General features: G+C 68.2%; 8 protein-coding genes. 4 read left to right on the forward strand and 4 right to left on the reverse strand.

All coding sequences use genetic code 11. The annotated features are described in order from the left end of the window. Positions 1–10: 10 nt before the first annotated feature. The gene (locus FMQ63_RS02870; RefSeq protein ID WP_011553671.1) at positions 11–3214 is read right to left on the reverse strand and encodes an FAD-binding and (Fe-S)-binding domain-containing protein; all 3204 of its coding nucleotides are present in this window, start codon (positions 3212–3214) and stop codon (positions 11–13) included. Positions 3215–3448: 234 nt separating this feature from the next. Between FMQ63_RS02870 and FMQ63_RS02875 the strand changes: the two genes are divergently transcribed. Further along, a complete protein-coding gene (locus FMQ63_RS02875; protein WP_011553672.1) occupies positions 3449–5233 on the forward strand; it encodes a thiamine pyrophosphate-requiring protein in 1785 nt (594 codons plus the stop codon). Between the two features lie 135 nt (positions 5234–5368). Here FMQ63_RS02875 and FMQ63_RS02880 read toward each other — a convergent pair whose 3' ends face one another. Then, positions 5369–8755 (reverse strand): DUF4082 domain-containing protein, encoded by a 3387-nt coding sequence (locus tag FMQ63_RS02880; RefSeq protein WP_044274636.1) that lies wholly within the window; start codon positions 8753–8755, stop codon positions 5369–5371. A gap of 274 nt (positions 8756–9029) precedes the next feature. Here FMQ63_RS02880 and FMQ63_RS02885 point away from each other — a divergent pair, with 274 nt between their 5' ends. Continuing rightward, positions 9030–9740, forward strand: a complete 711-nt coding sequence (locus tag FMQ63_RS02885; RefSeq protein ID WP_011553675.1) for a hypothetical protein — start codon at positions 9030–9032, stop codon at positions 9738–9740. A 130-nt stretch (positions 9741–9870) separates the two neighbouring features. Here the strand turns inward: FMQ63_RS02885 and FMQ63_RS02890 are convergent, their stop codons facing one another. Then, positions 9871–10590 (reverse strand): YafY family protein, encoded by a 720-nt coding sequence (locus tag FMQ63_RS02890; protein WP_011553676.1) that lies wholly within the window; start codon positions 10588–10590, stop codon positions 9871–9873. Positions 10591–10668: 78 nt separating this feature from the next. Here FMQ63_RS02890 and FMQ63_RS02895 point away from each other — a divergent pair, with 78 nt between their 5' ends. Together FMQ63_RS02895 and FMQ63_RS02900 are read left to right on the forward strand one after the other, a co-directional pair. Then, positions 10669–11097, forward strand: coding sequence for a VOC family protein (locus FMQ63_RS02895; protein ID WP_020478147.1), 429 nt, complete (start codon positions 10669–10671; stop codon positions 11095–11097). Between the two features lie 24 nt (positions 11098–11121). Beyond that, positions 11122–11682: a YdeI family protein gene (locus FMQ63_RS02900; RefSeq protein WP_011553678.1), complete on the forward strand. Its 561-nt coding sequence runs from the start codon at positions 11122–11124 to the stop codon at positions 11680–11682. A 51-nt stretch (positions 11683–11733) separates the two neighbouring features. Here the strand turns inward: FMQ63_RS02900 and FMQ63_RS02905 are convergent, their stop codons facing one another. Beyond that, positions 11734–12624 carry a GNAT family N-acetyltransferase gene (locus FMQ63_RS02905; RefSeq protein WP_011553679.1) on the reverse strand — a complete coding sequence of 297 codons (891 nt, stop codon included), beginning with the start codon at positions 12622–12624 and terminating at the stop codon, positions 11734–11736. Positions 12625–12703 lie beyond the last annotated feature (79 nt).

The raw sequence follows: 12703 nt of genomic DNA on the forward strand, positions 1-12703 counted from the left end.
TCGACGCTCTCTACCCGCTGTAGACACGGCTCAGACGGCGCCGTGGTGCCGGACGGGCGCGCGAGGTGCTCAGCCGCCGCAGGCCCAGGAGCAGCAGGCCCCCCAGCACCACCGCGGTGCGTGGGCGCCGAAGCGGCGGCCGCCCCAGCCCCTTCGTCACCCAGCCGCGCTCGGGGAAATCGCCCGAGGGGCCCGTGCTCCCGTACGCCTTGGCCATCTGCACCACCTGCGCGATGTGCAGCGCCCGGCGGTTCGTGTTCTGCGCAATCTGCTCCCGGCAACTGAAGCCGTCGGCGATGACGAGCGCGTCCCGGGGCGTGGCGCGCACCTTGGGCAGCAGCACGCGCTCGCCCACCTGCTGGGAGACCGTGAACTTCTCTCCAGCTTCAAAGCCGAACGAGCCCGCCATGCCGCAGCAGCCCGTCTCCGGGAATTCGTAATCCAGCCCCAGCTTGTCGAGCACGGCCTTCTCGTCCGTCATCTGGAAGAGTGACTTGTGATGGCAGTGGCCGTGCACCACCGCCTTCTTCGCCATGTGGGGCAGGGGCACGTCCTTCGCGTACCGGGTGAGGAACTCGCTGAAGAGGAACGTCTGACGGCGGAGCTGTGTGGCGAGCTCCCAATCCGGGAAGAGGTTGCGCAGCTCATCTCGAAAGACGGACACGCAGCTCGGCTCCAGACCCACCAGTGGCACGCCCGCCTCAATCTCCCGGCGGAGGCTCTCCAGCGTGCGTCGCAGCATCCACTTCGCCGTCGTCAGCATGCCGAAGTCGTAGAGCGGCCGGCCGCAGCACAGGAACCCCTGGGGAACCACCACCTCGAAGCCCGCGTCCTCCAGCACGTCCAGCGCCGCTGCCGCCGTCTCCGGAAAGAAGTGGTTGTTGAAGGTGTCCGGCCACAGCATCACCCGCTGGTGGCCATGCTGGTTCGACACCGGCCGGCGCGCCACCCATCGCTGGAAGGACTCGGGCGCGAAGCGCGGCATCTTCCGCTGCGTCGACATGCCGGCCAGCCTCTGGAGCAGCATACGGGTCGGTGGGAAACCGGTGAGGACATTCACCAGTCGAGGGGCCCGCATGGCTGCGCGGGCCCAGAGCATGATGAGGCCCATGGCGTAGGCGGGCCGCGGGCGCAGGTGCCCCTGGTAGTAGTGCGACAAGAACTCCGCCTTGTACGTCGCCAGGTCCACCTGCACCGGGCAGTCGCCCTTGCAGCCCTTGCACGCCAGGCACAGATCCAGTGACTCCTTCACCTTGTCGTCGCGCCAGCCGTTCTTGATGACCTCGCCCTGGAGCATCTCGAAGAGCAGGTGGGCGCGGCCGCGCGTGGTGTGCTTCTCCTCCTTCGTCACCATGTAGCTGGGGCACATGGTGCCGCCGCCGTCCCGCCGGCACTTGCCCACGCCCACGCAGCGCTCGGTGGCCCGGTACAGCAGGCCGTCGTCGTCCGGGTACTTGAAGTGCGTCCGCGGCTTCCAGGTGCGCGCCCGGAAGTCCCGGCCCAGGCGCAACTCCTGGTCGATGGGGTTCGGGTCCACCACCTTGCCCGGGTTCATCTTCCCCTGCGGATCCCAGATGCTCTTGAACTCGCGGAAGGCCTGCACCAGCTCCAGGCCAAACATGCGCGGGAGGAACTCGGCGCGTGACTGGCCATCGCCGTGTTCGCCGGACATCGAGCCTCCCATGGACACGCAGAGGTCCACCGCTTCCTCGATGAAGGCGCGGTACTGCTGGATGCCTCTGGATGAGGTGAGGTCGAAGTCGATGCGCGTATGGACGCACGCCTGGCCGAAGTGGCCATAGAGCGAAGCATCATACCCGTACTTGTCGTACAGCTTGCGCAGGGCGCGCAGGTAGGCCCCCAGCTTCTCGGGAGGCACCGCTGAGTCCTCCCAACCGGGACCGGAGTCTGGCTTGCCTGGCACTCGCGCGGTGGCGCCCAGTCCCGCCTCGCGAACCTTCCACGCGTGTTCGATGTGTTCCCTGTCCGAAAACAGCCGCATGTCCACGGGAGCGCCGCGGCCCGTGCGCAGCGCATCCATCAGCTCGCGGGCTCGCTCGAGTGCCTCCTCCCGCGTGTCGCCGCCGAGCTCGAGCATGAGGTAGCCCTGGCCCTGTGGGAGGATGTCGAGGAACTCGGCGTGCGAGCTCATGGGATGGAGGGACTCCATCTGGCTGGTGCGGCCCTTCAGGACGACGTTGTGGATGAGTTCGTCATCCAGCCCCTCCAGCGCGAGCGGGTGGAAGCGCTCGGCGAGCTCATGGGCGTGGTCTCCGGCGATGTAGATGTCCGGATAGCCGAGCATCACCACCACCCGGTGCGGCGGGCTGGGCACGAGCTTCAACGTCGCCTCCAGGATGGTGACGCACGTGCCCTCGGTGCCCACCAGGGCGCGCGCCACGTCGAAGCCGTGCTCGGGAAGAAGTGCGTCGAGGTTGTAGCCGGAGATGCGCCTCGGAATCGGCGGGTAGCGGCGCCGAATCTCCTCCGCGTACCTGTCTCTCAGCTCGCGCAGCTTGCGGTAGATGTCCCCGCGCCGGCCGCCGGCGCGGATGAGGGCTTCCAGCTCCGCGTCGCTGGTGGGACCCACCTTCAGGCGCAGGCCGTCATGGGTGAGCACGTCCAGCGCCCGCACGTTGTGCGAGACGGGGCCGGCCATCTGGGCATGAGAGCCGCACGAGTTGTTGCCCAGCATGCCGCCGAGGGTGCAGTGGTTGTGCGTGGCGGGATCCGGGCCGAAGGTGAGGTGGTACTGCTCGGCCGTGTCGCGCAGGTGGTCCAGGATGGTGCCGGGCTGAACGCGGGCCGTCTTCGTGCCGGGATCCACCTCCAGCACCCGGCCCAGATACTTCGTCCAGTCGATGACGACGGCCACGTTGCAGCACTGGCCGGCGAGGCTCGTGCCTCCGCCGCGCGACAGCAAGGGGGCGTCGTATTCACGGCAGGCACGCACGGTGGCGAGGACGTCGTCGAGGCTGCGGGGGACGACGACACCTAGGGGGACCTGCCGGTAGTTGGAGGCGTCCGTGGCGTAGAGCGCACGGCTCCCATTGTCGAAGCGGACCTCGCCCTCCACGGAGCGGCGCAGCGCTGCCTCCAGCCCTTGGACGTCCACGGCGACGTCACCGCCCTGTGTGCCTGGGAGCGGATGGGCGGCGGGCCGCTTGCGCGAGAGCCGCGAGAGGGTGCGTTGGATGGCGTCCGTAGAGCGCATTATGGGTTCCTCTCCCGTTCAGGTGCGTGCCCGAGGCGGAGGCACGCAGAGAACCTGCGCACCGCGCGCGCGGCACGGACATGCCGGGGCGGCGCGGCGCACGTCTTCCCGCCTCGTCTGGTACGGCTGGGACGAGGGCCCCCGGGCGGGACTGCCGCGTGCCGGTTCCCCGCATCTCCAGGGGATGCCCAGCTTCGAGAGGCACCCCTTCGCTCCCAGCCCCGAGGAGTTTCAATGAGCGCCACCGTCGCCGATTATCTGCTCTACCGCCTGACCCAGTGGGGCATCCGCCGGCTCTATGGCTATCCGGGCGATGGCATCAACGGCATCATCGGCGCGCTGGGGCGTACCACCGAGCTCCGGTTCATCCAGGCGCGCCACGAGGAGATGGCCGCCTTCATGGCGTGCGCGCACGCGAAGTTCACGGGAGAGGTGGGCGTTTGTCTGGCTACCTCCGGCCCCGGTGCCATCCACCTGCTCAATGGGCTCTACGACGCCAAGCTGGACCACCAGCCCGTGGTGGCCATTGTCGGCCAGCAGGCACGCTCGGCCCTGGGCGGCCATTACCAGCAGGAGGTGGACCTCACCACGCTCTTCAAGGACGTGGCCAGCGAGTACGTCACCATGGTGACGAAGACCTCCGCCGTCCGCCACGCCATCGACCGGGCAGTGCGAATCGCGCTGAACCAACGCTCTGTGACGTGCGTCATCATCCCGAACGACTTGCAGGAGCTGGAGTACCAGAAGCCTCCGCGGAAACACGGCACCGTCCACTCCAGCGTGGACTTCAGCCCGCCGTACGTCATTCCCCAGGAGAAGGACCTGCGCCGCGCCGCCGCCGTGCTCAATGCCGGCAAGAAGGTGTCCATCCTCATCGGCGCGGGTGCGATGAACGCCGCCAACGAGGTGGTGGAGGTGGCCGACCTGTTGGGCGCTGGGGTGGCCAAAGCGCTGCTGGGCAAGGCGGTGCTGCCGGACGCGCTGCCGTTCGTGACGGGCGCCATCGGCCTGCTGGGGACGAAGCCCTCGTGGGACATGATGATGGACTGCGACACGCTGCTGATGGTGGGCACGAGCTTCCCGTACTCGGAGTTGCTCCCACCAGAGGGCCAGGCGCGCGGCGTGCAGATCGACATCGACGGTCGCATGCTCGCCATCCGCTACCCCATGGAGGTGGCGCTCGCGGGGGACAGCAAGGAGACGCTGCGCGCGCTGATTCCCATGCTTCAGCGCAAGCAGGACCGGAGCTGGCGCGAGCAGCTCGAGAAGGGCATCCGCCAGTGGTGGAAGATGCTGGAGGCGCAGGCGATGAATTCGGCCGACCCCATCAACCCCCAGCGCGTCTTCTGGGAGCTGAGCCCCAAGCTGCCCGACGGCGTCATTCTGACCGCGGACTCGGGCTCGGGGACGAACTGGTTCGCTCGCGACTTGAAGATGCGCAAGGGGATGCTGGCGTCGCTGTCGGGCAACCTCGCCACCATGGGCTGCGGCATGCCGTACGCGATTGGGGCGAAGTTCGCATTCCCACACCGGCCGGTGCTCGCCATGGTGGGTGACGGCGCGATGCAGATGAACGGCAACGCGGAGCTCGTCACCGTGGCGAAGTACTGGAAGGAGTGGAAGGACCCGCGCTTCATCGTCCTGGTGCTCAACAACCGCGACCTCAACCAGGTGACGTGGGAGCAGCGTGTCATGGCCGGTGACCCGAAGACGCCGGCCACGCAGACGCTGCCGGACTTCCCCTACGCGCGCTACGCGGAGTCGCTGGGCCTGCGCGGCGTGCGTGTGGACCGCCCCGAGCAGATTGCCCGCGCCTGGGACGAGGCGCTCTCCGCGAACAGGCCCGTGCTGTTGGAGGCCTACACGGACCCCGACGTACCGCCGCTGCCGCCGCACATCACCTTCGAGCAGGCCCGGAACTTCGCAGCGGCGCTCCTGGAAGGGGACGAGGACGCGCCGGGCGTCATCAAGCAATCCCTCAAGGGCATGGTGGACAAGCTCCTCCCGCACAAGGGGTAGCGGCCGGAAGGGCCGTCGCAACACGTCGCAGGCAGGACCTCTCAGGTTTCATCCGTGGTGAAATGAAACGGGGCCCGACGCGAAATCACCGCGTCGGGCCCCGGAGGATGACGCGCCTTGGGCGGCGCGAGTGACTCAGTTGTAGGTGGCGGTGTAGGTGCCGGCCAGCGCGCCGTCGATGAAGGCGAAGTCCACGCCCTTGATGGTGCGCGTCACCGTCGTCACAGCGGAGCCCGCGCGGGTGACGGACAGCAGCGTGCGGCCCGTCGTGGTGCGGGTGGGCACCATGAGGGACAGGTTGCGCGCGGGGCTCGTGAGGTTGAAGGTGAGCACCGTGCCGGTGAAGGCCACGGTGGACACCTGGGTGGCCTCGCGGGCATCGAGCCACTCCAGCAACTGCTTCGCGGTGATGACCGGCACGCCGTCACGCTTGGCGGACGCGATGATGGCGGCCGAGCCGGAGGCGCCGGCCGATGGCTGCGAGTCGACGTGCATGTTGGCGTTGAAGGCGCCGTAGTAGCCCGTGGGCCCCAGCGCGTTGTCCAGCAGCGTGTCGATGTGCAGCGGGTAGGACTGGCCGGACTCGTCCGTCATCTGCGTGGCGAGCTGGTAGACGTCCAGCGGAGTGCCGTCCAGGTCCGCGAAGCGCATGGCCAGGCCGGAGCCAGTGAACATACCCGGGCGGTCCTGCACCCAGTAGTCGGGCCAGTAATAGTAGTTGGTGTCCAGGCGGATGCCGTGCAGGCGCGACACCTTGGGCTGGGTGGACCAGTCGCTGAACGCGATGCAGTGCGTGCGGTTGGTGACGGGCGCGGGGACAGCGGGGAAGGCGGACGCGAAGCTGGCGAGCTGTGGGGTGAAGAAGTTCGGGTCCAGCGTGTTGGCCGTGTAGTCCGCGCAGCCGGTGTTGATGTGCAGGGCGTACTCGAAGCCCTGGGCCACGTAGGTGTTGGCCTGGGTGGCGCTCAGGCCGCCCACGTAGTCGTAGATGGTGCCTCGGATGCACTCCCAGTCGTCCACGCTGCATCCGGTGGGGCTGTCCGCGAGGTACTGGTTCCAGCGCTGGGTGGTGGCGCCACCCGGGTGTCCGTCGCCCGTCATCACCACGACGGCCTTCTTGGCGCTGGGGAAGTACCAGAGGCGCGGCAGCGGCGTGGTGCTCGTCTGGTGCAGCACGTTGGCGAGCAGGCGCTGCTGCTCGTCCGCCTGGGGAATCTGGACCTTGGCCAGGTTCACCCAGTCCGGCTGCGGGTCGAAGGACGCGTTGCCGTAGAACATGTCGTTGGCGCGCGCGCCCGGGCCAATGGAGGAGCCGTCCCGGTTCTGTCCCTGCCAGGCCGGGTTTCCCTGCCGCGTGTAGATGACGGACTTCGCCAGGTCATACATGAAGGCGGTGGCGGTGCCGCTGCCCACGGTGCGCTGGCTGACGGCGGTGAACGTCGTCGCGGTGGTGGCATCCGAGTAGAGCGTGGCGACGGTGCGCGTGCCGGTGACGACGGTGCGCTTGTCCGCGAGCCCGTGGTACTGCATCGTCTCCGCGGTGATGCCCGTGCCCGGGGCCTGGGTGTCGTTGACCAGGATGTAGCCATTGGCCTGCGTGCCCTGAGAGGCATTGAGCCCGAGCAGCGACTGGAGGTTCGCCGCGGGCCGCAGGGCGATGAGGCTGCCGCCAGCGGTGACCCAGTGGGTGATGAGCGTCACCTGGGCCGCGCTCAGCGTCTGCTCGCCGAGCACCAGCACTTTGTAGTCATCAAGGGAGACGGAGACGCCCAGGTTGCCGGCGTCGGTGGTGGCGAAGGCGGCGATGCCCTCGGCCTCCAGGATTTCGCGAAGGTAGTCGGTGAAGGGGTTGCCGGGAGCAGTGGCCACCAGCACGGGGCCCGCGCCGTGGACGCCCGGACGGGGCGGCGGTCCGTAGGTCTCGAAGACGACGTCCACCCAGTAGTTGGAGTTCTGGTGGCTGCCGTTGGGGAACGTGGAGGTGGAGGCATAGGCGAAGACGCCGTTGCCGCCTGATGTGGTGGCGCCAGGCAGGGCGTGCAGCGGAGGGGCATCCACTCCGGTGGCCAGGCCGTTGCTGTCGAACGAGTAGCCGCCGAGCGGCGCGAAGTACGACGCCACGTAGGTGGTGCCGGCGGTGATGGCGACGGGAGAGGAGAACGTCACCTCCTGCCAGCCGACGGCCGTTTCGTTGGTGAAGGTGGCGGAGGCGAGCGGCTGGCCCGTGGCGCTCCACAGATTGCCCACGTGGGTGCCGTTGTTGCCGCTGCCCTTGTAGAAGCGCACGCCCGTCACCTGTCCGTCCACATCCGAGCGGAACTTCACGCCCACTTCGATGGCGGCGGTGTCAGAAGCGGTGGCGGTGCCGGGCGTAGCGGTGGGGGCGAAGATGCGGAAGGTGTTGTCCGGGGGCTGTGTCGGGGGCGGTGCGCCGGTGGCCTGGAAGACGACGTCCACCCAGTAATTGGAGTTGCCGAAGCTGTTGATGGGGAAGGAGCCCGCGGCGCCGTAGGTGAAGACGCCGTTGCCGCCGCTGGTGCTGCCGGGCAGCGCGAAGAGGGGCGGGGTGTCCTGGCCGCTGGCGAGGCCACCGTTGTCGAAGGCGTACGAGCCGACGGGGGCGTGGTACGAGGCGACGTAGGTGGTGTTGGCGGCGATGGCGACAGGGGTGGAGAACGTCACCTCCTGCCAGCCGGTGGCCGTCTCGGAGGTGAAGGTGGCGAAGGCCAGGCGCTGCCCGTTGGCGCTCCAGAGACTTCCCACGTGGGTGCCGGTGTTGGCGGCGCCCTTGTAGAAGCGCACGCCCAGAACGTTGCCGCTCACGTTCGTCTTGAACTTCACGCCCAGCTCCACGGGGTCGGAGTCATTGGTGACGGAGGCGACTGCGGGCATGGCGGTGACAGGCCACAGGGTGACGGGCTCCGCCGGGCGGAAGACGACGTCCACCCAGTAGTTGGAGTCGCCGAAGCTGGTGCTGGGGAAGGAGCCCGCGGCGCCGTAGGTGAAGACGCCGTTGCCGCCGCTGGTGGCGCCCGCGAGCGCATGGAGGGGAGGGGCGTCCACGGCCGAGGCCAGTCCCGCGCTGGTGAAGCCGTAGGCGCCGCCAGGCGCGTGGTACGAGGCGACGTACGTGGTGTTGGCACTGATGCGCACGGGCGTGGAGAACATCACCTCCTGCCAGCCGGTGGCCGTCTCGGACGTGAAGGTGGCGAAGGCGAGGCGCGCGCCAGCGGCACTCCAGAGACTTCCCACGTGGGTGCCGGTGTTGGCGGGGCCCTTGTAGAAGCGGATGCCGAGGATGTCTCCCTCGATGTCGGACTGGAACTTCACGCCCAACTCCACCGGGGCGAAGTCATTGGTGACAGAGGGGACGGCCGGGGTGGAGGTGGGGGCGAACAGCGTGTACGTCGGCTGGGCGCGCGCGGCGGTGGGCAGCGCGAGCAAGACGGCCGCGAGCAGCGCCAGCGCGTGGGCGCGTGGCGGCCTCGCGACCCAGTTGGGCCGTGGCTTCGAAGGTGTCATTCGGACTTTTCCTTGGGGGGATGGCACGACGAGACAGAGCAGCGGCGGCATCTTGCTGTCTGTCCCTGACGTGGACAATGACGCGAGACGTAGGTCCGCGAGTCATTGCCGCATGCCGCGATTTTTGGCTTCCTGGCGGTCAGACTGTTCCGGTGTCTGTTGTCCTCGGTCGTGATGGGGGCCTTGATGCACTGCATGGCGTTGCATTGACGCATCCATATTGCAGCGACCAGGTTGGGGAAGCGCAGATGCGCTGCGGCTGGTATGAAGGGGGATGTTCCATTTTTTAGCAACGAGGGTTGTCCAGCTCGACGAAATCAAGGTCCGCTTCGAGGCCGCGAACGAAGCGGAGACCTTCGGCTGGTTCGTCGAGCACTTCGAGCGGATTCAGGATCGCGCCCAGCAGCAGAATCAGCCCGCTGTCGAGATCCATCTGGCGACTGGGCTCGTGCGTGCCGACACGCTCGCCCCTGCGTCTCCGTGGATTCTCGTTGTCGATGGAGATCTCGAGGTAGCGAGTGACATCGACCTGTCGACCCAGCCTTACGACATCAGTTTGTTCGTGGTGCTCGGCAGCGTGCATTCGAAGAACCTGCGCTTCAGCGGAAGCGCGTGCTGCTACGTGACGAAGTCGGTCGAGCTTGCGGGCGGCTGCTTCGGAGATCACGGCGACGAGGCGGCCGAACTCCACACCATCCGTCTGAAGGCGCGCGTATTGATGCTCGACGGCAACACCGGAGTGAACGCTCAGCATCTCGATGCGGTGGTGTTCGCAAGCAAGGGCTGGGGCCTGCCTCGACACTTCACCGACGATGACGTGACCGCAGATTTCTTCGTCGCCGAGGCGCTGGACGAGGACGGTGGAATTGACGAGGGTGCGGTGTGGGAGTTGATGACGAGCGGGAAGGACCCGTTTCAGCCCGGAGCACTGGCGGCGCTCAGCGCGAGGCGCGTCGATGCCGAGACGCGACTCAAGCCTCAATGAGTCGTGCCGAAGCTCCGCAACGCGTTGTCGGCGAGCTGATCGCGGCCCAAGCTCGGCCTCTCCGTCTCGGGAGGCGACAACACGGCCCGGCCGGTCAGCCGAGGCGGCAACCTTCCTGACACAGGGGGCATCAGAGCGCCGCGAAGATGTCGCCGAGGGTGGCGAGCATCGACTTCGAGTCCCGCACCTGGAACGTCGCCGCCTGGACGCTCGCGGATTCGATGCGGTCGACGCGGAGCATGCGCACCGCTCCGCGCAGGTGGTCCCAGACGAGCAGGTACCACGCGGGCCAGCTCAGCAGCAGGTAGTGCGGCTCCACGATGCGCACCGTGCGCACGTCGTTCGAGCGGTACGTCAGCTCCAGGGCGTGCTGCTCGAAGAAGGACTCCTGGAGGGGACGTAGCACCGCCGCTCGGGGAGGCTTCCAGGTCGCGGTGACGTTCCGTGAAGTGGGGCCGACGAGGATGCGACGGCGCAGCTTGCCGACGCGTGCGCGCTCCTCCGGTGGGAACGAGGCGGCGAGCTTTTGACGCAGGCTCTTGAGTGTCGAGAGCAGGAGCGGAGACTCGAGTCGCTCGGCGAGCGCCAGGGCGAGCAGGAGGTCAAGCAGCTCCTGGGCGCTGAGCTGCACGCGCCCGAGCCCCGTTCGGGGCGGTACCCGAATGCCGCCGCCTCGGCCTGCGTCCGACTCGATGGGGACGCCGCGGGCGGAAAGCCGGGACAAATCCCGTCGAACGGTACGCACGCAGACGCGGAGCTCCTCCGCCAGCTCCGGGGCTGTCCAGGACGGCCGGGAGGCGAGGAGGCCCAGGACACGGTCCAGGCGGTCGGTGACGGGCTCACGCTTCAAACGTGACTCATTCTGTCATGTTCTGGGGCCATGGTCATGGGGTCGCGAACGGGCGCGGCCAGGACACGAGAGAGCCCCATGAACACCTTGCGCGGATTGTGCACCTTCAACCTCTGGGCGGATGACCTTCGGGCGGCGACGCGCTGGTACGCGGAGCAGCTCGGCGTGGAGCCTTACTTCAGCAGCGAGGCCGCCGGACGTGGTCTCGGGTATGTCGAGTTCCGCATCGGCGACTACCAGCATGAGCTGGGTATCATCGACCGGCGATTTGCTCCGCCGGGGCTCGCCACGGCTCGGGGCGGTACGGTCGCCTACTGGCATGTCGACGACATCGCCGCCACGCTCGATCAGTTGCTCTCACTGGGGGCCCAGCTCCTCGAGGGCGTCACCGAGCGTGGCCCCGGCTTCGTCACGGCGTCGGTCATCGACCCATTCGGGAACGTGCTGGGCGTCATGTTCAACCGTCACTACCTGGACGTCCTGGGAGGTGCCCGTGGCCAGCGTTAGGCAGGAGGGGCGTGGGGGCGCGGCATGGATGCGCCGGTGATTGCGTTCCGGGGTGCGGCGGAGTTCGAGGCCTGGCTCCATGCGCATGCCGATGCTCCTTCTGGCGTCTGGTTGAAGCTCGCGAAGAAGGGGACGGACATCCCGTCGCTCACCGATGACGAGGCGGTCGACGTGGGGCTCTGCTTTGGATGGATTTCGGGGCAACGGAGGTCGCTCGATGCGCGCTTCTATCTGCAGAAGTACGTCCCGCGCCGGCCGCGCAGCCGCTGGTCCTGTGTGAATGTGAGGAAGGTCGAGGCGCTGCTACGCGCGGGCAGGATGCGGCCCTCGGGGCTCGCCGAGGTCGAGGCCGCCAAGGCCGATGGACGCTGGGCCGCGGCCTACGCGTCCCAGAAGAACGCCACGGTGCCGGAGGACCTGACGGTGGCGCTGTCTGCGAGCCCGCGTGCCGCGCGGGCGTTCGAGGCGCTTGGCAAGACGCGGCGGTACGGGCTCATCCTCAAGGTGATGACAGCGCGTACCGAGAAAGGGCGCGCGAGTCAGGTCCGCCGTGTCGTCGCGGAGCTGGACGCGGCGGCGGATTGAGCGCGGGTGGGGCACCCTGGGGGCACATGCTGCCCACCAGGGGCAATCCGCTCACGGGCGCGAGCGGCTCCGCTCCTGGATGAAGCGCTCGAGGTCCTCGTCCTGCCCCAGATGGCGGAGCGCGCGCGCCTGGTGGCCCGCGTGGCGAAAGCCGGCCTTCTCCAGCACACGCCGGGAGCCGGGGTTGCGGGAGAAACAACTGGCATGGAGGGATTCCAGCCCGAGCGTTTCGAAGCCGTAGCGGACCAGGGTCTGGGCTGCCTCCGTCCCAAAGCCCTGTCCCCAGTACGCGCGGCCGAGCCAGTATGAGAGCTCGGCCGTGCGAGGGCGCTCCTCGTCGGCCTCCACCAGCCCGGCCAGGCCCATGAACTCGCCAGACTCGGAATGGCCGAGCGCGAAGACATGCGAACGTGCATCCAGCGAGGCAATCCAGGCTTCCGCCATGCCGTCCTCGAACGGATGTGGGATTCCCGCCGCGTTCGCCGCCACCTCGCGGTCACCCGCCAGGCGCTGAATGGCGCGGGCGTCGTCAGGGAGGAGGGGACGGAGAATCATCCGGGCACTCACGAGGGCTCCCTCCCCGCGCTCAGGGGCGAGCGCGCGCCGGATGACAGGGCGCAGGTCGGCCGCACCGAGCGCGTCCAGGGCAAGCTCCCATCGGCCCTCGGCGCAGAGCCCGCTCAGGCCGCCGTCGTCATAGGCCCGCAGGGCCACCGTCCGCAGCGCTTCGCGAACCGCCTCGGCGACCGCGTGCCCTGCTTCGTCACAACGCTTGCAATCGAGCTCAACACCGAGGCGGCTGCGCCTCCCGTCCTCGGAGAGGACCCAGGGGCGCACCATCCAGGGCGGGTCATGGCGCATGTGCTGCCGGTGGCCACACTTGAGGTCAGCCACCCAGTGGTCTTCCCGGTCGAGGTGGAAGCCTGTGATTTTCTGCTTCATGGGTCCCTGTGTCGTTGGAGGCGGGTGACACGATAGGGATGGAGTCGCGGCGAGTGGAAGCGCCGCGACAACGTCGCAA

The sequence above is a fragment of the Myxococcus sp. CA005 genome (assembly GCF_006518205.1).
GTDB classification, from domain to species: domain Bacteria; phylum Myxococcota; class Myxococcia; order Myxococcales; family Myxococcaceae; genus Myxococcus; species Myxococcus xanthus.